The 20,262-nt window shown below is 59.7% G+C and carries 18 protein-coding genes; 2 read left to right on the forward strand and 16 right to left on the reverse strand.

The features are described 5' to 3' along the window. The first annotated feature begins 41 nt into the window (after positions 1-41). Complete coding sequence (locus AACY07_RS04500; RefSeq protein WP_339473623.1) at positions 42-2,816, forward strand: Tc toxin subunit A; 2,775 nt, start codon at positions 42-44, stop codon at positions 2,814-2,816. 139 nt (positions 2,817-2,955) lie between these two features. On the opposite strand, the gene AACY07_RS04505 is transcribed toward AACY07_RS04500, so the two are convergent. The 6 genes from AACY07_RS04505 to AACY07_RS04530 are packed head-to-tail and all read right to left on the reverse strand — an operon-like array spanning position 2,956 to position 10,188. Further along, complete coding sequence (locus AACY07_RS04505; RefSeq protein WP_326398402.1) at positions 2,956-4,347, reverse strand: sigma-54-dependent transcriptional regulator; 1,392 nt, start codon at positions 4,345-4,347, stop codon at positions 2,956-2,958. Then, on the reverse strand, positions 4,344-6,104 hold the full coding sequence (locus tag AACY07_RS04510; protein ID WP_339473625.1) for a sensor histidine kinase: 1,761 nt from the start codon (positions 6,102-6,104) through the stop codon (positions 4,344-4,346). Before AACY07_RS04510 ends, AACY07_RS04505 begins: the two co-directional genes overlap by 4 nt. Continuing rightward, positions 6,104-7,228, reverse strand: a complete 1,125-nt coding sequence (locus AACY07_RS04515; protein WP_339473627.1) for a GNAT family N-acetyltransferase — start codon at positions 7,226-7,228, stop codon at positions 6,104-6,106. Before AACY07_RS04515 ends, AACY07_RS04510 begins: the two co-directional genes overlap by 1 nt. Before the next feature lie 14 nt (positions 7,229-7,242). Beyond that, the gene (locus AACY07_RS04520; RefSeq protein ID WP_133075905.1) at positions 7,243-8,109 is read right to left on the reverse strand and encodes an alpha/beta fold hydrolase; all 867 of its coding nucleotides are present in this window, start codon (positions 8,107-8,109) and stop codon (positions 7,243-7,245) included. Continuing rightward, the gene (locus AACY07_RS04525) at positions 8,106-9,500 is read right to left on the reverse strand and encodes an aspartate aminotransferase family protein (protein WP_339473629.1); all 1,395 of its coding nucleotides are present in this window, start codon (positions 9,498-9,500) and stop codon (positions 8,106-8,108) included. The genes AACY07_RS04520 and AACY07_RS04525 overlap by 4 nt, the downstream gene beginning before the upstream one ends. Continuing rightward, positions 9,493-10,188 (reverse strand): MtnX-like HAD-IB family phosphatase, encoded by a 696-nt coding sequence (locus tag AACY07_RS04530; RefSeq protein WP_219260812.1) that lies wholly within the window; start codon positions 10,186-10,188, stop codon positions 9,493-9,495. The genes AACY07_RS04525 and AACY07_RS04530 overlap by 8 nt, the downstream gene beginning before the upstream one ends. A 227-nt stretch (positions 10,189-10,415) precedes the next feature. On the opposite strand from AACY07_RS04530, the gene AACY07_RS04535 reads away from it, so the two are divergent. Continuing rightward, positions 10,416-11,180 (forward strand): MipA/OmpV family protein, encoded by a 765-nt coding sequence (locus AACY07_RS04535; RefSeq protein ID WP_339473918.1) that lies wholly within the window; start codon positions 10,416-10,418, stop codon positions 11,178-11,180. Positions 11,181-11,226: 46 nt separating this feature from the next. Here AACY07_RS04535 and AACY07_RS04540 read toward each other — a convergent pair whose 3' ends face one another. From AACY07_RS04540 to AACY07_RS04585, 10 genes are all read right to left on the reverse strand, one after another. Then, positions 11,227-11,640 (reverse strand): transporter, encoded by a 414-nt coding sequence (locus AACY07_RS04540; RefSeq protein WP_339473631.1) that lies wholly within the window; start codon positions 11,638-11,640, stop codon positions 11,227-11,229. A gap of 11 nt (positions 11,641-11,651) precedes the next feature. After that, a complete protein-coding gene (locus tag AACY07_RS04545) occupies positions 11,652-12,026 on the reverse strand; it encodes an EamA family transporter (RefSeq protein WP_339473633.1) in 375 nt (124 codons plus the stop codon). Further along, positions 12,023-12,943 (reverse strand): arginase, encoded by a 921-nt coding sequence (locus AACY07_RS04550; RefSeq protein ID WP_339473920.1) that lies wholly within the window; start codon positions 12,941-12,943, stop codon positions 12,023-12,025. The genes AACY07_RS04545 and AACY07_RS04550 overlap by 4 nt, the downstream gene beginning before the upstream one ends. A gap of 110 nt (positions 12,944-13,053) precedes the next feature. Then, positions 13,054-13,380 carry a GlpM family protein gene (locus AACY07_RS04555; RefSeq protein WP_219260995.1) on the reverse strand — a complete coding sequence of 109 codons (327 nt, stop codon included), beginning with the start codon at positions 13,378-13,380 and terminating at the stop codon, positions 13,054-13,056. Positions 13,381-13,388: 8 nt separating this feature from the next. Beyond that, a complete protein-coding gene (locus AACY07_RS04560) occupies positions 13,389-14,714 on the reverse strand; it encodes a sigma-54-dependent transcriptional regulator (RefSeq protein WP_133075899.1) in 1,326 nt (441 codons plus the stop codon). Then, on the reverse strand, positions 14,711-16,615 hold the full coding sequence (locus AACY07_RS04565; protein ID WP_339473635.1) for a sensor histidine kinase: 1,905 nt from the start codon (positions 16,613-16,615) through the stop codon (positions 14,711-14,713). Before AACY07_RS04565 ends, AACY07_RS04560 begins: the two co-directional genes overlap by 4 nt. Before the next feature lie 170 nt (positions 16,616-16,785). Next, positions 16,786-17,520 (reverse strand): amino acid ABC transporter ATP-binding protein, encoded by a 735-nt coding sequence (locus AACY07_RS04570; protein WP_019823566.1) that lies wholly within the window; start codon positions 17,518-17,520, stop codon positions 16,786-16,788. Next, on the reverse strand, positions 17,517-18,191 hold the full coding sequence (locus AACY07_RS04575) for an amino acid ABC transporter permease (protein WP_016779682.1): 675 nt from the start codon (positions 18,189-18,191) through the stop codon (positions 17,517-17,519). Before AACY07_RS04575 ends, AACY07_RS04570 begins: the two co-directional genes overlap by 4 nt. Then, complete coding sequence (locus AACY07_RS04580) at positions 18,191-18,937, reverse strand: amino acid ABC transporter permease (protein ID WP_339473638.1); 747 nt, start codon at positions 18,935-18,937, stop codon at positions 18,191-18,193. The genes AACY07_RS04575 and AACY07_RS04580 overlap by 1 nt, the downstream gene beginning before the upstream one ends. Before the next feature lie 204 nt (positions 18,938-19,141). Next, positions 19,142-20,071, reverse strand: a complete 930-nt coding sequence (locus tag AACY07_RS04585; RefSeq protein WP_133075896.1) for a glutamate/aspartate ABC transporter substrate-binding protein — start codon at positions 20,069-20,071, stop codon at positions 19,142-19,144. Positions 20,072-20,262 lie beyond the last annotated feature (191 nt).

Genomic DNA, 20,262 nt, shown 5'->3' on the forward strand with positions numbered 1-20,262 from the left:
CCGGGGTGGCTCCTGTCAATTCGGATGTTGAGGGTATGGTTATGGCAACGCAAAACACTTCAGACGGCTCCACCCCCCCGCCAGCTGGCCTGGTAGACGTGACCGAACCCAACGAGAGCGAGGTGCCTGAACCCGAGAGGGATCCGGACACCGCGGGACAAGAGGTCACAACCTCTGAAAGCGACCTGCTTGCCCTCGAATCCCTGCAGGTGTTTCAAGCAGAGCTCGAACAGTCCGGTTACAGCTCGGTGTTTGAAGTGGCAGAAAGTGGCCCCGAGGCTGGAACCCCGATGTTGCAGGGATTTGCGCGCAATCTTGAGCTCAACCAAACGGTGGATTTTTATGAGCAGGCGCAAAACCGTGCTGCATCTCTGTCCCGGCTCTATGCTCAACTGTGCTCACGCAGCGATCCGGCCATGCAGGCTGTGTCCAGGCTGGGTGTGGAATACGACAGTGCCTGGATGCAGCGTTCCCTTGGCGGTACTGGCAGTTATGACAGTTGGTTCGCGCCAGCCAATGGCACCCAGTTTGCTCATCCGGACTCGGTCGGGTCATTGTTTTCCCCCGCCAGCTACTTGACCGACCTGTATCGCGCCGCCAAGCCGCTGCATCCGCAAACCCACGGCTTGCAGCTCAACCGACGGCGCCCGGACCTGGCCAACCTGGCCCTCAGCGAAGCCAACGTGCATGAAGAAGTCAGCACCCTGGCGCTGACCCTTGAGGTACTTGAGGCTGGTATAGAGGGCGATGTTGACGAATTGCTTCGCACCTCTTTGTATCCGATGAACCTGCCGTATAACCATGCCAGCGAACAGATCCTGCAAGGCATGGCCGCACGTAAATCTACCCCGGCCGAACTTTGGTCGGTATTTGGCGATTACGAAGATCAGGCATTGCGGCTGGATAGCACGCTGGCAAGTTGGGCAACCAGGATGCCGGTGGCTTATGCCCGTGATGCACTGGGCATGTCGCCTGAACTGCTTAATATCCTGACGGAAAACTTCGCGAATAATTACGGTTCAGTGGGTAAGTACTACGGGAAACAATCCAATGAGTTTCTTTATCACGAGACCACACTGAAGGCTGCAATCCAATTACCCACGGAAACAATTTTGGAAGCGTTGGGCGCGGGGCCTTTTTATAACCCGTCGATTGTAACGCCCCAAACTTACGGTGCTCGTTACATCAATGGCTGGAGTGGTGGTGATCAGGCGTTAAAACCGCTTTACTGGTATATCGGGGCTGCATTGGGGCAGCCAGTACCACGGCCAGTAAACGATCCACCACTAAGCCTGCTCCATAATCGTAGCAATGCCGCGTTTGGCCGCCTAAACCGCCTGATTCGCCTGCAACGCCATCTGAAAGTTCTGTCCTTTGAACAACTGGACTGGCTCATCTGCCAGGCCAGCGACGATATTAGCGTTCACCCGCTCACACAACCGTTGCAGGCGCTGGCGGTCTATTTGCCACTGCGTCAGCGCTATGGCATGACCGTCGACAGCTTTGCCGCTTGCCTGGGTGTGCTTAATACTTTCCATGCCAGCGGCAAGACCTCGTTTTATACCCGTCTGTTCGGCGCAGCTGACTTGATTGGTCAGCTCAATGTCGACTTCCAGCGCTCAACCGAAGATCAGGCCTCACTGCGTGCTCGCGCCCGTTTGTGCCAGGGCCTGCAGATCGATGACGCCAGCCTTGTCCTGCTGGCACAGAACCTGCCAGGCATGGCCGGCAACACCTTGCCAGTATTGGGGCTGGAGCAGATCTCAGCGTTGTACCGGTTGGTGGCGATTCCTCGCGTGTTTGGCCTGCGGGTGGTTGAGGCTGTGCATCTATGGGAGTTGCTGGGCGCGCCCAATGCCATCGTCAGCGCTCTGGCCCAGCCCAGCCCGAACCAGACGGCCCTTGCAGTGATGATTCGCACCGGCTACCTGGTCGACTGGATGCGAGCCCAACAGCTGGATGCCGCGCAGTTGATCGCCCTGACCAGTCGGCGTTATCCGGTGCAGAAAACACCTGAGCTGCAAGCCTTTATCGAAAATATCTACAGCACCCTGACCGGCCGCGAACCCGTGCCGTCGCAACTGCTGGCGGCAGAGGACGTGGTATTGCGGGCGCAATTGGCACGCCATATCGGTGCCGAGTTCGGCTTAAAGCCCAACATCGTCGATGCCATGCTGGTCTGGGTCGATGCCGTGGCCAAGGACATGGCCCCAACGCTCAATGGCTACAGCCTGTTGAAGTTCTGGGAAGACATCGAGCGTATCTGCCAGGGTTTGGCCACGCTGGAGAACGTGCCTCAGGTCGTGCAATACGCACACCTTGTGCGCCAGTTCGCTCAAGTCTGCAACTGGGCCCAGCTCGGTGAGCAGGACCTGGAGCTGCTGATGCCGGTTGCTCAGGGCAGGCCTTCGGCGCTGACCGGCGCCAGTACAGCCCCACCGTTGACCCTGAATCTGTTGCTGGCGCTGTCACGCTATCGCCAGTGGCAACGCCAACTGATCGGACCTGTCGCCGAAGCCCGCGGCTATTTGCAGCGCGCTAACCAAACTCCTGCACTGACCCTGCAAGTCGCTGCACAGTTGCTTGGCGATTTGCATGGCTGGGATGTGACCCAGACCCTTGCGTTGATGGGCACCAGCGTACCGAAAAGTTTTGTAGCGCTGGTGCCCCTGCTGCAAAAAATGCAATTGAGCCAGCGCCTTAACCTGTCACCGGCGGATTTACTGTGGGCCGCAAAATTAACAGCAACCAGCGCACCTGCTCAGCCCATCCTCAACTCGATTGCCGCCAAAGTCATAGCCGCCGCACACGGCTAAACCGGGAGTAACCGTTAGCCACAACAGACGCGGGGGGGGAGGTCGCAAAACCGGTACCCGCGGCTTGACTGATAATCCGCGACGTTCCAATCGCGAGCAAGCCCGCTCCCACATGCGCGGGCTTGCCCGCTTTAATGGGCTAGCGGACGATTTTATCGACATGGATGTCGAGCTTTTTCAGGCGATACCAGAAGCTGCGTTCTGATATCCCGATCAACTGCGCCGCCGCTGCCTGCACGCCATTGGCTTGTTGCAGGGCGGCAAGGATGTACGCTTTTTCGACCTCGGCCAGTGCCGCTTCCAGATCGGGCGGCACACTCGGCCCCGGTGCGGGCAGGGCGCTGTTCTGGCCGGGCTGGGCGCTGAACAGGTAGGGCGGCAAGTCGCTGTCCTGGAGGATGCTGCTGTTGGCCACGATGGTGGCGCGCTCGACACAGTTTTGCAGTTCGCGAATATTGCCCGGCCAGTGATAGGCGGCCATTGCTTGCAAGGCGCCGGGGCTGAAACCGGTGATGCGTTTACCTGCGGTGGCTCCCAGGTTGTGGGCAAAGTGCCGCGCCAGCGGTGCGATGTCTTCAACCCGTTCGCGCAAGGCGGGCAGGGGGATCGGGAATACATTCAGGCGGTAGTACAGGTCTTCGCGAAACGTTTTGTCGGCCACGGCTTGCAGCAGGTTTTTGTTGGTCGCGGCGATCACCCGCACATCCACCTTGCGCTCTCGCGGATCCCCCACCGGCTCAATCACCCGCTCTTGAAGCGCCCGCAGGATCTTGGCCTGCAAGGCCAGGGGCATGTCCCCCACTTCATCGAGAAACAGAGTGCCCTTGTCGGCCTGCATAAAGCGCCCCACACGGTCGGCCACGGCGCCGGTAAAGGCGCCCTTGCGATGGCCGAACATCTCGCTTTCAAGCAACCCTTCGGGAATTGCCGCACAGTTGACCGCGACAAAGGGTTTGTCTGCGCGACTGCCGTGTTTATGGATGGCGCGGGCGACCATCTCTTTGCCCGTGCCGCTTTCGCCGGTCAGCAGGATGGTGGCGCTGCTCTCGCGCACCGAGTCGATGGCTTGCAGCACCCGACGAAAGCTGGGGCTGTCGCCGATCAGGCTGTCGATGTGCTGGTGCTCGTCCAGTTCGGCACGCAGGCGTGCGTTGTCGCGCAAAATGTCGCGAAATTGCAGGGCCTTGCTGACGGTAATGTCCAGCTCGTCGATATCGAAGGGTTTGGCGATGTAGTCGTAGGCACCGTTACGCATGGACTGTACGGCGTTTTTCACCGTGCTGTAGGCGGTCATGACGATGACCGGCAGCTGCGGGTAGCGCAGTTTGACCTCCGCCAGTAACTGAGGGCCGTCCATGCCGGGCATTCGCCAGTCGCTGATCACCAGGTCGATGTCTTCCTGCTCCAGAATCGCCAGCGCCTGCAGGCCGTTGCCCGCGGTGAAGACCTGAATGTCGTTTTGACTCAGTGCCGAGCTGAGCAGGTCGCAGAGCTTGGGTTCGTCATCGACCACCAGCACGTTATGACTCATGTCTTGCTTGCTCCGTGGGCAGGAATGTACAGATTGAAGGTGGCACCGGCGTCTTTTTCGCTGATGCATTCGATGCGCCCATCGTGGCTGTCCATGATGGAGAACACCTTGGCCAGGCCCAGCCCTGTACCTGAGGCTTTGGTGGTTACAAAGGGCGTGAAAATACGTTCGAGCATGTCCGGTGCGATCCCTTCTCCTGTGTCGGCAATGCCTATCACGGTGTAATCGTTTTCGCGGGAAATGTGCACTGTCAGGCAGCCGCCTTCTGGCATGGCGTCGATGGCGTTGATGATCAGGTTCAGGCACGCCTGTTTCAGCTGCCCGGCATCGGCATACAGGGTGGCCCCGGGTGCTTGATCGTCGATGCGGGCATCGATGTTATGGCTTTCCAGTTCCGGTTTGCAGAAGCCCAGGATGTCTTCAACCAGAGGTCGCGCAGCCTGTTGCGCGCGGACGGGAGCGCTGGGCTTGGCGAAGTCGAGGAACTCGGTGATCAGGTCGTTGATCCGCGAGACTTCACTGACCACGTATTCCAGGTGGCGCTTGTCGGTCTCGCCCAGGTCGGCGCGGCGGTGCAGCAGTTGGGTCGCGGTTTTGATAATGCCCAGCGGGTTGCGGATTTCGTGGGCCAGGCCCATCGCTACTTCCCCCAGGGCATGCAAACGGTCGCGGCGGCGCAGTTGTGCTTCGAGATGATGCAACTGGTCCAGCCGTGCCGTCATGTGGTTGAAGGTGCTGCTCAGCTCGGCCAGTTCGTCGTTGCCTGATACGCCAACGCGCTGGTTGTAGTCCCCGGCAGTCACGGCGCGCACGCCTTCTGACAAGTCTCGTAGCGGTCGGGTCAGGCGCTCGGAGACCAGCCAGCCAACGGTCAGTGACAGCACTGAACCGAGCAGGAAGATCAGGGCGAACAGGTTGCTCTGGTTGACCAGCCCCACCAGGCTGGCATGGCGTAGCAGACCGCTGTAGATCACGCCTTGCAGTTCGCCGTTGTCGTTGAGAATGGGCCAGTACAAACCGCTGTAGCGGCTGGTGAACTGCTCGGTGGGCAAGCGGGTTTCGCGCAATATTTGCTCGATGGCCGGGGGCACCATCGGCTGGCGGTCTTCGAAACGCTGGCTGGAGAAGATCTCGGCAAACCCTGCGGAATTGGACAGGTACAGGCGCAGGTCCAGGGAGTGAACATTGGCCACGCTGGTCAGAAAGCTGCTGTCCATATAGGTGGCTACCAGCAGTTGGTAATCCGCCCCGTCCTGGCTGGTGGCAAAGGTCGAGACCACGGTGCCGGTGGGTACGCCGCCGACGTCGATGGTTTGCAACACCGCATTGGGCGCCAGGCTGATCTGGTCGACGATGGTGTCACTGGCGGTGCTGAACACCACTTTGTGGTCGCTGTCGCGGATCAGGGCGACCACGTCGATGCCCATCGCGTCGGCGATGTCGGCAGTCAGCCGGTCATGGCGGATGGCCTTGCTGGAAGACGGCGGGTGGGTGTATTGCAGGAACAGCTTGGCGGCCCGGGCGTTGTCCGCGAGGATTTCGCTGATCTCGTCCTTGACGATTTTGGTCGACTCCTGCAACCAGACCCGCACGTTGCTATCGAAAATCTGCGACAGGGTGGTGGCGGCCAGTTCGGCGGCGATCATGGTCGGGATGACGCTGACCAGCCAGAACGCCAGCACCAGTTTGCGCTGCACGGTCCAGCGCGACACTTTGAAGGGTTGGGGCTGGCGCGGTGAGTCAGGCGTGGTGGGCATTAATACTCGCTTATCGCAGCCGCCAGGGCAGGGTCGTGGCGGTCAGGGCGGATGAACAGTTTGACCAGCTTGAGCAGGTTGTTGATCAGCCAGTTGCGATGCCGGAAATACAGTGTGTTGCCCTGAAAGGTACAGCCCAGGCGGATCTTGCTGGCGTAACCGGCCTGGCCGCATTCGTACAGGGCAATGTTGTGGCTGATGCAGTAATCGACATTGACCAGCCAGCTCCTGAAATACAGATTGTAGTCGCGGGTCAGCTCAAGGTCGTGGCCAAAAAACTTGTCGATCAGGCGGTGTTCATCGATCAGCACCAGATTGAACGCCACCAGTTGCTCGTCGAGCCAGTACAGCACGCACACTGCCCGATCGCCCAGTTGTTGGAGGATACCCGTGAAATAAGTCGCGGGTAAGCGCTCCAATTGCAGGTCGCTGCGTGCCAGGCTGGCCGCGTACAGGCGCATGACATCTGGCAAAACGTCGTCGATGGTGCTGCGCCACTCCACCCGCGGGCCGGGGTTGCGCAGTTTGCGGCGCATGTCTTTGCGGGTGGACTTGCCCAGTGAGCCAAGGTAGCCGTCCACCGAGCCGAAGGGCACCGCCAGGGTTGCGCTGGGTAGCCCCGGCATCGACTGAAAGCCTGCCGTCTTGCAGAGGGTGGCCCACTCATGGTCGTCGCTGGGCACATCCTTGACCGCGATCAGGCCGATGCCAAGGCGGGCGGCGTCAGCCTGGGCCAGGGTCAGCAGCCGGGCGAGCAGGGCAGGGCGCTGCGCTGCCTGGATAACGCTGGCCGTCCCTGCACTGCATTGTTCGGTCAGCGGCGAGCCGATGGCGTACAGCTGCAATTGTGTCAGCCCCGGCAGCACGCGGTTGAGCTGTTCGGTAAAGCGCTTGGCGAGCCCTTGAACGGTGGTGTCGAGGCGATAGCAGGTGGTAAATGCGGTTGCCACGGCCAGCAGGGTGGGGCCTTCGAACAGCGTCAGATAACGCCATTCAAAGCCTTCAATCCCTGCTTTTTCGACGGCCACGATGTAGTCCCAATCCTCCAGAGCATCTGGAAAACAGTCATTCCAGGCTTCGCGGTCGATAGCCTGGATGGATGAAAAGGTGTGGGCGGTAATCATGGGCGTCCTTTGGCTCAGGCCTGCTGTCGATAGTCGACAGGAACCGGTGCCGCGCGGCTGTTTTTCTTGATAAAGGCGTCACTGAGTTCGATCACGCGGCGGTACTGCAGGTCGACGGTGATCATGTGGTAGCAGTTGTCGAGCAGCACTTTGGTCACAGGCCCGCCCAGATGACGCTCCACGTAATCGGCGTTCCAGCGGCTGGTGATGTCGTCCTCGATGGAATGCAAAACCAGGGCTTTGGTGGTGATCGACGGCATGCGCTTTTTCACCACGGCATTCATCCGGTGCAATTCGCGCACGGTGATGCCCTGCATCGTCAACAGCCCGGCATTCGCGCTTTCTCCAGCGTGCATCTGGCGCTCGACAATGGCGCGCAAACGTTCGTTCTTGATGCCGTAAGGGGGTTTTTCTTCAAAATTGCACAGGTGAACGCCAAAGGGGATCGCCATCAGCAACGGGGTCAAAAAAGCCAGTTTGTTGATGCTCCAGCCGTCGTAACGCAAGGTGGTGGAGTACATCAACAGCCCGGCGACCTGGCCCGGGTGTTCGGAGGCCACGTACATCGACATGACCGCCCCCATCGACAGACCCCCGACAAAAACCTGCGAGTGACGCTGGCGGATCCCGGCGAAGGTTTTGCGCACGCCTTCGTACCAGTCCAGCCAGCCGGTGGCTTGCAGGTCGTCGTTGTCACCGCAGTGCCCGGCCAGGGTGGGGACGTACACCGTGCACGTCCCGTCCTTCGCCAGGCCCTGGGCCACCCGACGCAGTTCCGTCGGAGTGCCGGTGAGGCCGTGGATCAACAAGACCCCGACCTCACCCGTGCCGAGAACGAAACCGGCGTCGCCTTCGCCCAGATCGATCTCTGGCCCGTTCACCGTTTCATGGCCCGAGCCAGCAGACGGTCGAGCAGGGCGATGCCCAGGTCGATTTCGGCGTAGCTGATTTCCAGGGACGGCGCCAGGGTGATCACGTTCTTGTAGTAGCCGCCCACGTCCAGAATCAGCCCCAGACGCTTGCCGTCGATTTCAATGTCGCCCTTCATGCCTTCTTCAACCATGAAGTCGAGGGTGGCCTTGTCCGGGGTGAAACCGTCCGGGCCGCAGATTTCGCAGCGCAGCGCCAGGCCCAGGCCGTCGACGTCGCCGATGATCGGGTAGCGTTTTTGCAGGTCTTGCAGACCGTCCAGGAAGTACTTGCCCTTGGCCATGACCATCGCGCCGTAGTCGACTTCGCTGGTCATCTTGAACATTTCCAGGCCCACGGCGGTGCCCAGCGGGTTGGAGGCGAAGGTGGAGTGGGTGGAGCCCGGCGGGAAGATTTTCGGGTTGATCAGCTCTTCACGGGCCCAGATGCCGCCCAGCGGATTGAGGCCGTTGGTCAGTGCCTTGCCGAAGACGATCACGTCAGGTTTGACGTCGAAGTGCTCGATGGACCACAGCTTGCCGGTGCGCCAGAAACCCATCTGGATTTCGTCGACCACCATCAGGATGCCGTGCTGATCCAGCACGTGCTTGAGTTCGCTGTAGAAGTTCATCGGCGGGATGACATAGCCGCCGGTGCCCTGGATCGGTTCGACGTAAAAGGCGGCGTATTCGCTCTGGCCGACTTTGGGGTCCCACACGCCGTTGTATTCGGTCTCGAACAGACGGGCGAATTGCTGCACGCAGTGGCTGCCGTATTCTTCCTTGGTCATGCCTTTTGGCCCACGGAAGTGGTACGGGAACGGGATAAAGTTGGCGCGCTCGCCAAAGTGGCCGTAGCGGCGACGGTAGCGGTAGCTGGAGGTGATCGACGAGGCGCCGAGGGTGCGGCCGTGGTAGCCGCCTTCGAAGGCGAACATCAGGCTTTTGCCGTTGCTGGCGTTACGCACCACCTTCAGCGAGTCCTCGATGGACTGCGACCCGCCGACGTTGAAGTGCACGCGACCGTCGAGGCCGAACTTGTTTTTGGCGTCGACCGCGATGCGTTCCGACAACTCGATCTTGCCCGTGTGCAGGTACTGGCTGGCGATTTGCGGCAAGGTGTCGATCTGTTGTTTCAGGGCGTTGTTCAAGCGCGGGTTGGAGTAACCGAAGTTGACCGCCGAGTACCACATTTGCAGGTCGAGGTAGGCCTGGTCTTCGGTGTCCCAGACGTAGGAACCTTCGCAGCGGCTGAAAATGCGCGGTGGTTCGATGTAGTGAACGGTGTCGCCGTAGGAGCAGTACTTGGCTTCTTTTTCCAGAAGGATCTGGTCTTCAGGGGTAGCGATTCGGATATCAGACATGATTGAAGAGTTCCTGCTGTTCACGAGAATAGTGGGGAGCGTTGGCGGCCGGGTTCGGCAATTTGGCGAGCAAGGCCGGCAGTTCGGCGAAAGAGTCAAAGCGTGCGTAGGGGATACCGTTGCGTTCGCAGTGTTCGGCCAGGCTGTCCTTGGCGAAGACGAAGTCGGCGCTGGAGGCCACGCACATGTCGGAGCGGCCATCGCCAATCACCAGCACGCGTTTGCCGCCGGGGGTGGATTTGCATTTGCAGTTGCCCGAGGCGGCCCGGCAGGTGTCGCTGGAGTACGGGAAGTCGATGCGCCAGCGGTTCTGGTCGACCTGACGCAGGCGGTTGGCAAGGATCGGCAACAGGCTCACGTAGTGGCGGGCCAGGATGCGGGCAATGCCTTGTTCGATGCCGTCACTGACCACCTCGATGGAGGCGCCCAGGCCGATGACGTGGTCAACGAAGTCGGGAAAGTGAGGGTCAATCTCAACGCTGTCGAAAAAAGCCAGCAGTTCGGCTGGCGTGGCCTTGACCAGCGACAGCTGGCGGCTCAGGCATTCACGCGAACCGATTTCACCCTGCACCCATTGATCTTCGATCGCTTCCCAGCTGGGGTCGGCGAAGCGTTGAAGAATGTTGTCGATGACGTCGGTGCGGGTAATGGTCCCGTCGAAATCACACACGATATGCCATTGCATCATCTGCATTGTCCTGTCGAAAAGACGCGCTTTTTGCGCTTGCCAGAGGACATAGCATTGACTGTGCCAATTATTAAAATCCCCGTGGGCTGGGGCTTTGCGCCGATTGGAGGGTGGCTTTCGAGTTTGAAGCTACAATTTTTGTAGCTTGCTACAAACAACATGAGTGCTTGCACAGGGCGAGCGAAAAAGGGATTGATGCGCCCATGAACCTCTATGGAACCTTCGACATGAAAGCCCCGGTCCGTGCTTTATTGCTGCTCACATTGTTGGGTGTCGGCGTGGGTGCCCATGGGGCTGACGGCCCGAGTGGGGAAGTGGGCGTGGGGATTGGCTATCAGCCCTACGATCCAAGCGCCAGCCGCTATCAGGTGGTGCCGTTGCCGTATTTCGATGTGGACTGGGGCGATGTCAGTCTCAATACCGATGACGGTCTGACCTGGAGTGCCTTCAAGGCCGACGGCTGGAGCGCGGGCCCCTTGCTCAACTACGTGTCGGGGCGCAATGCCAATGGTTCGTTGCGGGGCCTTCGCGATGTGCCGGACATGGCCCTGCTGGGCGGCTTTGTGCAGTACAGCCCGGCCGATTTCTGGCGCGTGTATGCACAACTCGGGCAGGCGGTGGGCGGCGCGGGCTGTCAGGGCGGGGTGCTGGGTCAGGTCGGGGGCGAGCTGGGTTATCCGCTGGGGCTGGGGGTTATCGGCAGCAGCCAGTTGGCGGTACATTTTGCGGATGGCCGACAGATGTCGACGTTCTTTGGTGTCAGCGACAGTGAAGCCCAGGCGTCGGGGATTTCCGCATACAAGGCCAGTGGCGGGTTGCAGAATGTCACCCTGACCCAGAACTTCGAGTTTCCCCTGGCACAACACTGGTCACTGGTGACCAGCGCCAGTTGGGTTCATCTGCTGGGCTCGGCGGCGGACAGCAGTATCGTGCGCGAGCAGGGAGATGTGAATCAGGGCTCGGTGCAGGTCGCGGTGAGTTACAAGTTCTAGACCCCATCCCCTGTATCGCGGGCAAGCCCGCTCCCACAGAGGTGGGCTATGGCTCACCCTCCGCCAGCAGCGCAATCCCGCCAATGATCACGGCAACGCCGAGCCAGTGCAGGGCGCTGATATGTTCGCCCAACCCCAGCCACGACCCCAGCAGAACCCCCACAAATACCAGCGAGCTGAGCGGAAACGCCAGCGACAGGCTGCTGCGGCGCAGTATCAGCATCCACACGAAAAACGCCCCGATGTAACAGGCAATAGCCACCCACACGCCGGGGTTGAGCATCACGGCTTGCAGCCATTGCAGGCTGAAATCCATCTGCCCCAGTTGATCGCCGCCGACCTTGGTCGCAATCTGCCCGCTGCTTTCGAGGGCAATTAACAGCGCCCACAGCACCACAGTTCCCAGACGCCCATGCAGCCAGCCGTTGTCTGCGATTTTCAGGGCTTCAGTGTTGTCCATTGTTCTTCTCCTCAAGCCCCGGCGATGCAGACCAGCATCACGCCTAGGGTAATCACCAGGGTGCCCAGCCAGCGCCGGCGGCTCACGTGTTCGCCCAGGAACACCTTGCCGGCGAGCACCGCGCCGCAGTACGCCAGTGCGGCAGCCGGGAACAGCACACTCAGGGGCGCCCGTGACAGGGCCTCCAGCCAGACGAAAAACTCGATGACGTAAGCGCCGATCCCGGCCCACAGCATGGGGGCATTGAACACCTGGCCCCAGAATGCGTTGAGGCGAAAACCGCCTTCCAGTTCCGGCAGGCGGTCCAGGCCGATCTTGAAACACAGTTGGCCCATGACATCGAGCACGATGGAAAACGCCACCAGGGCAATCACGGTCAAGGTCACGGGAACAGTTCCTCAAACAGAGCGATCAGCGCCTCATTGGTGGTTGAGTTGCGCAGCAAGTCGCTCTCGCTCCAGCGTTCAGGGGCTGGCTGGTCGGACCTGGCCTCCCAGCGCTTGAGCAGGTTGCGGTGCGGTGCCCTGGCGAATTCGCCGCACACATCGATGCCCAGCACCCGCTTGCTGGCAGCCAGGGCCCGGATGGCCTGGAGCAGGTGGGTCAGGCGCATGCCGCCCTGATCCCAGTTGGTGGCGGCGTCTTCGCTGGCGAGAACGTCCTTGTCCAGGGTGATCCAGATCGCGTCGGTGGGCAGGCTGTGGATCAGCTCGGCGAGAAAGGTTGGCCAGTCCTGATCGGCAAGATTGCGCCAGTGCAACAGGTTCTCGTGCTGCTCGTGCCCCGCGCCGTCGCCGATTCGGCCCCAGACTTTGGTGGGGGCATGCTGCCAGGGGAATAGTTGCAAATCACCACGGCGCAGGGCCCCGAGGTTGCCGCCCTTGAATTGCGGGGTTTGCAGGTCGTCGCTGCACGGGCCGAGGGTGACGATGCGTTTGATATTCGGCAGTTTCAGGGCGCGATTCACCCACGAACCGCAATGGCGACGGGGGGCAAAGCGTACCCAGTCAGGGTGGTTGTCGAAGTGGATCAGGGTGACAGGTTCGGGCAAGTCGGCGAGCAGCGCCGGGGTCAGGTGATGATAGTCGCCGGAGCCGATGAAGAAGATTTCAGGCCGCAGGGCCTGGCGTCTCGGCCTTTGCTGCAGGCGCTGGGCGAAACGCCGGTAATTGCGTTCGGTGGACCACAGGCGCAATTGCGGGCCCAGTTCGAGCAGGTTCAGGCGTGTAGCGCGACCATCGGTCAGACGCTGCATGATCGGTGTTTGTGAGGTCAGGCTGTGATCAAGATCGAGAATATTCAACGTGTCATTTACCCCATTCAATCGCCGCCGATCCAGGCAGGGCGGGCTTCAGGGGGTAAATGCAAGGGGCGGGCCAGCGGCGCGCTGATGATCTTGAGGTGGGAGCGGGCTCAGTGCAGGCGCACCCACACGCTGACCAGCACGGTGGCAGCCATCAGCCAGGCCACGGCGGCCAGCGCCAGTGACGCTTCAAGACGCATGCGGTCGACCAGTACGTACAGCGTTGCGAGGTAGACGAAGTAGGGAATGATCGACCACATGCCAAACACAATGGTGGTTTTCAGGTCGTCCACCGAGCGTCCTTTGCCGACGATGTAATGCGCAATCAGGGCAAAGGTCGGGAACAACGGGACCAGGCCCGCGATGTAGTAGTTTTTGGTCTTGGCCAGCATTGCCAGAATGATGACCACTGCGGCACCCAGAGCCGCTTTGAGTATCAGATCCATCAGTGCGCGAGCCCGTATTTTTTGACTTTGTCGAAGAGGGTGGTCTTGGCCATGCCCAGTTCCTGGCTGGCCTGGGTCAGGTTGCCGCCGCTGCGTTGCAAGGCGTCACTGAGCAGGTTGCGCTCGAACGCCTCGACCGCCTCGGAAAAGCCCAGCCCCTGCGCCGCGTTGCTCCCGGATTTTTTGAAGGCAGGCAGACCCAGGGCGAAACGCTCGGCCACGTTGCGCAGTTCACGTACGTTGCCCGGCCAGTCATGGCTCATGAGGCTGGACACGGTCTGGTTGTCCAGTTCAGGGGCGGCACGATCGAAACGCAGGGAGGATTGCTGCAGGAAGTATTCGAACAACTGCAGGATGTCTTCGCGGCGTTCGCGCAAGGGCGGCAGTTCGAGTGTCACCACGTTCAGGCGGTAATACAGGTCGCTGCGAAACTGGCTGGCCTTGCTCAGTTGATCAAGGTCGGACTTGGTGGCCGCGATGACCCGGCAATCAACGTCGATGCTCTGGTTGGAACCCAGGCGCTCCAGGGTGCGCTCCTGCAATACCCGCAGCAGTTTTATTTGCAGGTTGATCGGCATGCTCTCGACTTCGTCCAGAAACAGCGTGCCGCCATGGGCGTGTTCGATTTTACCGATGCGTCGTTTGCCTGCACCGGTGAAGGCGTTGGCTTCGTGGCCGAAAATCTCGCTTTCAAACAGGTTTTCCGGCAGGCCACCGCAGTTGAGGGCTACAAACTGCTGGGGATGGCGCCGGCTGAAGTCGTGCAGGCATCGGGCGACCAGCTCTTTGCCTGTGCCTGTCTCGCCTTCAATCAACACGTTCGCAGAGGTATCGGCGACGTTGGCGATCAATTCTCGCAAGTGCTGCATGGCCGGGGAACGCCCGATGATTCGTCCTTCGAGCGAGTCGCGTTCTGCCAACTGGCGACGCAGCGACCAGACTTCTCGGGCCAGGCTGCGTTGTTCCAGCGCACGGCGGGCCACATCCACCAGGCGCTCCGGGGAAAAGGGTTTTTCCATAAAGTCATAGGCGCCGTCACGCATGGCCCCCACCGCCATGGAAATATCGCCATGCCCGGTGATCAGCACCACCGGCAGGCTGCGGTCGCGGGCCTTGAGGCGCTTGAGCAACTCCAGGCCATCGATTCCGGGCAGGCGAATGTCACTGATGACGATGCCCGGGAAATTGTCGCCCACCAACGCCAGTGCCTGTTCGGCACTGCTTACGCCTTCGCTGCGAATGTCTTCAAGTGCCAGCGCCTGCTGGCATCCGAGCAGGACATGGGGGTCGTCTTCAACAATCAGGACGGTCAGGTCGTTATTCATAGGGGCTCGGTCTTGGCGGGTTGCACCAGCGGTAAAAGAAGGACAAATGCGACACCACCACTGGCCGGGAACTCGGCGCTGAGGCTTCCGCCAGCGGCGGCTGCCAGGCTGGCTGACAGGGTCAAGCCCAGGCCCAGGCCCTGTTCGCCGGGTTTGGTGGTGAAGAACGGTTCGAAGAGATGCTTGCGGGCTTCGGGGTCGATGCCGGGGCCGTTGTCGCGCACCAGCAGGCGGTATTTGCTTTCGCTGACCTCGCCCTCCAGCCAAAGCTGTGGCGGTGTTGACTGGCCCTGCATGGCGTCCAGCGCGTTGCCGATCAGGTTGACCAGGATTTGTTCCAGTCGGGTCTGATCAATCTTGAGCGCTACATCGCCGAGTGCTCGATGAAGTTGCACCCCGGACTCCTCCATGCGGCTGGCGAGCAATTGCAGGGCCGCATCGACGGCTTTGCCCAGGCTGGCCTGGCCCTGATCATCTCCACGGCGGGCAAACGAGCGCAGGTTGGCGGTGATGCGGCCCATGCGGTCGACCAGGTTGTTGATGGTACTGAGATTGTCGGCGGCGACCTTGAGGTCTCCGCGCTCAAGAAAACGCACGGTATTGCCCGACAGGGTGCGCAATGCGGCCAAGGGCTGATTCAGTTCATGGGCAATGCTGGTGGACATCTGCCCGATGGCGGCCAGTTTGCCCGCCTGTACCAGTTCATCCTGGGCACGGCGCAAGGTGTCTTCAGCCTGGCGTCGTTCACGGATCTGGCCTTTGAGTCGTTCGTTACTGGCCCGCAAGTGAGTAGTGCGCTCGGTGATCTTGCGCTCCAGCTGATTGTTGGCTTCTTGCAGGGCTTCGCGTGCCGCCAGCCGGGTGGCGATCACTTTGCGCCGTTCATTCCAGGCAATCAGCAGAAAGGCCAGCAAGGCAAATGCAACGGCGACCAGCGTCCCCTGATTCGCCGCTTCACGGCGCAGGTCCTGCAGTGGCGTGAGGAGGGTGATGTCCCAGGGTGTGTCATTGAGCTTGCGGGTTTGCGCCAGATAGCTGACTTCCTGCTGGTCGGTAACGATCTGGTTGTTATTGGCAAAGGTGACTTTTTCTACGCCGTCAGCCAGGTTTTCCCGTTCCAGCGGTACGAGTTCATTGAGCGGCCACCAGTAGTATTGAAGGCTGCGTGCCAGCCGCTCTTTGGTTTCGGCGCTGAGCGGGCGGATTGACTTCAGGCGTCTGGTGGGATCGCTGGACAGGATGATGATGCCGTTCTCGTCGCTCACATAGGCTTCGAGGCGAGCGCGCTGCCAGCGTTCTTCAAGGGCTTCGAGCCGGACCTTGATCACCGCTACGCCAATGATCTTGCCTTGTTCTTCGAGGCCGTGAGCCAGGTAATAGCCGGGTTCACCCGACGTGCTGCCGATCCCGTAGAAGCGCCCCGGTTGACCGCGCACGGCGTCCTGGAAGTAGGCGCGAAATGACAGGTCCTCACCCAGATAGCTGTCGGTATCCCGCCAGTTACTGGTGGCCATCACGCGGCCAGTGGTGTCGAGCACATAAATGGCCCGGCTGCGGCTGCGACGGTTAAGGCCTTCCAGGTACTGGTTGACGGTGACCCGGTTCTGCACGCTTGGGTCGGCCAGCAACCTGGAAACACTGGACTCCAGTTCCAGCAGGCTGGGCAGGTAAGTGTATTTGCCCAGTTCGCTTTCGACGGTACGGGCGTGGAGTTCGAGCTGGCGTTCGCCGGTTTCGCTCAGGGTGCGAATACCGAAGTGTTCACTGATGCGATAGCCCGCGTAGCCCAGGCCGATCGTCAACAGGATGATCAGCAGCGGTAGCAGGAAGTGGCGCAGTAGACGAGGTTTCACGGCAAGTGAGGGCGGAGCACCGCGATAGAGAGTGGGGTCGCATTTCATCACAGATGCCTTGGGTCAACCACACAAACCGGGATGAGCGCAGGTCTGGAGTGGGAGCGGGCTTGCTCGCGATGGCATCACCCTCATCGTTCAGATAAACCGCGCCGTTTGCATCGCGAGCAAGCCCGCTCCCACAGGGAGTCGCCTCTCCCTGCGGGCGGTGCGGATTTTTAGTGCTGCAGGATCTTGGCGAGGAAGTGCTGCGCACGCTCGGAGCGGGCTGATACGTCACCGAAGAACTCTTCTTTCTCGCAGTCTTCGACGATTTTGCCCTGGTCCATAAAGATCACACGGTCGGCCACCTTGCGTGCAAAACCCATTTCGTGGGTTACGCACATCATGGTCATGCCCTCGTTGGCCAGTTGCACCATCACGTCGAGTACTTCGTTAACCATTTCCGGGTCGAGCGCCGAGGTCGGTTCGTCAAACAGCATGACGATCGGGTCCATGGCCAGGGCGCGGGCAATCGCCACACGCTGTTGCTGACCACCGGACAACTGGCCAGGGTGCTTGTGGGCATGGGCCGACAGACCGACGCGCTCCAGCAGTTCAAGGCCTTTTTTAGTGGCTTCGGCCTTGCTGCGACCCAATACCTTGACCTGCGCAATCGTCAGGTTTTCAGTGATGGTCATGTGCGGGAACAGTTCGAAATGCTGGAACACCATGCCAACCCGCGAACGCAGTTTTGGCAGGTTGGTCTTCGGGTCGGCAATGGAAGTGCCGTCAACCGTAATGTCACCTTTCTGGAACGGTTCAAGGGCGTTGACGCACTTGATCAGGGTCGACTTGCCCGAGCCGGACGGGCCGCATACTACGACCACTTCGCCCTTTTTGACTTCAGTACTGCAATCGGTCAGTACCTGGAAGTCCCCGTACCACTTGTTGATGTTCTTGATCGAGATCATACGGCAAACCTTTTTTGCAGACGCTTGACCAGCAGCGAGGCGGAAAAGCTGATGATGAAATACACCAGACCGGCGAAGATCAGGAACTCATTGGAGCGGCCGATGATGTCGCCACTGGAGCGCGAGGCATTGAGGAAGTCAACCAGGCCTACGGTGTAAACCAGCGACGTGTCCTGGAACAGGATAATGCTCTGTTGCAGCAGCAAGGGGGTCATTTTGCGAAAGGCCTGGGGCAGGATGATCAGACGCATGGCCTGGCCGTAACTCATGCCCAGTGCTTTGGCTGCACCCATCTGGCCTTTGGGAATGGCCTGCACGCCAGCTCGCACGATTTCGCAGAAGTAGGCGGCTTCAAACATCACGAAGGCCACCAGGCACGACTCGAAAGCGCCGATCGGGGTGTCTTTGCCGGTGATCCAGCGCAGCACGAAAGGTACGGCCAGATAGAACCAGGTAATGACCAGCAGGAGCGGGATCGAGCGGAAGTAGTTCACGTAAGCGCCGGCCAGATTGGCCATCCACTTGCTTGACGACAAACGCATCAATGCCAGCACTGTGCCCAGGGCCACGCCACCCACGACGCCCATGACCATGAGCTTCAAGGTCATGACCATGCCGTTCCACAGGCCTGGCAGGGCAGGGACGATGCCGCTGAAATCGAAGAAGTCCATTATTTACCCCCCAGAGACATCAGGCCGGGCACTGCTACTTTTTTCTCGATCAGGCGCATCAGCAACATCAGGCTCATGTTCAAGGTGAAGTAGATCAGGGTGGCCAGGGTGAAGGCTTCAAACAGGTTGGCGGAAAATTCGGCGGTCTGTTTGGTTTGTGCCAGCAGTTCCATCAAGCCGATCAACGAGGCCACGGAGGAGTTCTTGAACACGTTCAGGAACTCGGAGGTGAGCGGTGGAATGATGATCCGGTAGGCTTGCGGCAGCAGCACGTTCCAGTAGATCTGCGACATGCTGAAGCCCATGGCGCGGGCGGCAGCTTCCTGGCCTCGTGGCAGTGCCTCGATACCGGTACGAACCTGTTCGCAAACCCGTGCAGCGGTAAACAGGCCCAGGCACACGACAACGCTCAGGTAAGCCGAGGTCGTCGGATTGAGGTCTTGCTTGTACCACTCCTGCAAATCAGGCGGCAGCAGGTCGGGTACCAGGAAGTACCAGATAAACAGCTGCACCAGCAGCGGCACGTTACGGAAGATTTCAACGTAAATCGTGGCGATGCCCGCGATGAAACGGTTCGGCAGTGTGCGCATGACACCCAGCAGCGAACCCAGGATCAAGGCGACAATCCAGGCGACAACAGCGATAGCGATGGTCCAGCCCAATCCGGAAATAAACCAGTCGAGATACGTCTCGCTGCCTACGCCGGTGGACTTGAAGAACACGCTCCAGTCCCAGTTGTAATTCATGCAGGGTCTCCCCTCAGATGGGTCTATAAACAAGCACTTGCTTCAGGGAATCCGTTCTCACCCGACAGGGTCGTCGGGCACACAAAACCCGCTCGATAACCAGCGGTTCGAGTGTTCTCTAATGCAATAAGAAGCTTAGTACAAAGGTGCTCGACAACTCCTCGAGCGTGATGACCCACGCTCGGGAGTATCAAAGGTCAGAAATCAGGATTTCTTTTCTTCTGCTGGCTTGTCGTCTGCTGCTTTGTCGGTCGGGTTGGCGATCAGTGCCTTGAGCTCATCGCTCATCGGGAACATCAGGTTCAGGCCTTTTGGTGGAATAGGCGATTGGAACCAGGTGTTGTAGGTGTCGTTGATTTTGCCCGACTTGTAGTAGGCAACGATGGCGTCATCCACTGCTTTTTTGAACTCAGGGTCGCCTTTACGAACCATGCAGCCGTAAATTTCGTACGACTGTGGAGTACCGGTAACAGCCCAGTCAGTTGGCTTCTTGGCTTTAGCCATTTCGCCGGCCAGCAGGGCGTCGTCCATCATGAAAGCAACAGCACGGCCCGACTCAAGCATGTTGAAAGCTTCGCCGTGGTCTTTTGCCGAGATCACGTTCATGCCCATCTGCTTGTCAGCGTTCATCGCCTTGAGGATGCGCTCGGAGGTGGTGCCAGCCGTGGTTACGACGTTCTTGCCTTTCAGGTCAGCGAAGTCCTTGTAAGGCGAGTCTTTTTTGGACAGCAGGCGGGTACCGATTTCGAAGATGCCGACCGAGAAGTCGACTTGTTGCTGGCGTTCCACGTTGTTGGTGGTGGAGCCGCACTCAACGTCAACGGTGCCGTTCTGCACCAGCGGGATACGGGTCTGGGAAGTAACCAGGTTGTATTTGATCTTGAGGTCCGGCATGTCGAGCTGTTTTTTCAGCCCTTCAACGATTGCCAGCTGTACATCGTGGGAGTAACCAACCGGTTTGCCGGAAGCGTCCGCGATGTAGGAGAACGGAATGGAGGAGTCACGATGCCCAAGGGTGATGGTGCCGGATTCTTTGATTTTCTTCAGTGTGCCGGTCAATTCGGCTGCAAAAACTGGAGTGCTAATCAGAGCTGCAGCAATTGCTGCGCCCAAAAGTTGCGGAACGATGCGCATCGGTGTTTCCTCGACATTGTTTTTTTTATTGAGCCCGTTTGTGGGCCCTTTTGTACTTCGAATGTCTCAACAGACTAAACGCTCTGTTAAAGCATTCGGTCCAGAGTGTAGAGCATGAGTCGTGCCAGACATTGAATATATGTCTAATACTTTGATTTATAAGGGGTTTATGTTGATTGATGGCGGACTTT

Source organism: Pseudomonas sp. RL_5y_Pfl2_69, from assembly GCF_963970465.1.
Taxonomy (GTDB): domain Bacteria; phylum Pseudomonadota; class Gammaproteobacteria; order Pseudomonadales; family Pseudomonadaceae; genus Aquipseudomonas.

Excerpts from the sequence above, each read along its gene's own strand:
- AACY07_RS04500 (WP_339473623.1), top strand. The coding sequence starts at position 42 with ATGGCAACGCAAAACACTTCAGACGGCTCCACCCCCCCGCCAGCTGGC.
- AACY07_RS04505 (WP_326398402.1), bottom strand. The coding sequence starts at position 4,347 with ATGAGTCATAACGTGCTGGTGGTCGATGACGAACCCAAGCTCTGCGAC.
- AACY07_RS04510 (WP_339473625.1), bottom strand. The coding sequence starts at position 6,104 with ATGCCCACCACGCCTGACTCACCGCGCCAGCCCCAACCCTTCAAAGTG.
- AACY07_RS04515 (WP_339473627.1), bottom strand. The coding sequence starts at position 7,228 with ATGATTACCGCCCACACCTTTTCATCCATCCAGGCTATCGACCGCGAA.
- AACY07_RS04525 (WP_339473629.1), bottom strand. The coding sequence starts at position 9,500 with ATGTCTGATATCCGAATCGCTACCCCTGAAGACCAGATCCTTCTGGAA.
- AACY07_RS04530 (WP_219260812.1), bottom strand. The coding sequence starts at position 10,188 with ATGATGCAATGGCATATCGTGTGTGATTTCGACGGGACCATTACCCGC.
- AACY07_RS04535 (WP_339473918.1), top strand. The coding sequence starts at position 10,416 with ATGAAAGCCCCGGTCCGTGCTTTATTGCTGCTCACATTGTTGGGTGTC.
- AACY07_RS04540 (WP_339473631.1), bottom strand. The coding sequence starts at position 11,640 with ATGGACAACACTGAAGCCCTGAAAATCGCAGACAACGGCTGGCTGCAT.
- AACY07_RS04560 (WP_133075899.1), bottom strand. The coding sequence starts at position 14,714 with ATGAATAACGACCTGACCGTCCTGATTGTTGAAGACGACCCCCATGTC.
- AACY07_RS04565 (WP_339473635.1), bottom strand. The coding sequence starts at position 16,615 with ATGAAATGCGACCCCACTCTCTATCGCGGTGCTCCGCCCTCACTTGCC.
- AACY07_RS04570 (WP_019823566.1), bottom strand. The coding sequence starts at position 17,520 with ATGATCTCGATCAAGAACATCAACAAGTGGTACGGGGACTTCCAGGTA.
- AACY07_RS04575 (WP_016779682.1), bottom strand. The coding sequence starts at position 18,191 with ATGGACTTCTTCGATTTCAGCGGCATCGTCCCTGCCCTGCCAGGCCTG.
- AACY07_RS04580 (WP_339473638.1), bottom strand. The coding sequence starts at position 18,937 with ATGAATTACAACTGGGACTGGAGCGTGTTCTTCAAGTCCACCGGCGTA.
- AACY07_RS04585 (WP_133075896.1), bottom strand. The coding sequence starts at position 20,071 with ATGCGCATCGTTCCGCAACTTTTGGGCGCAGCAATTGCTGCAGCTCTG.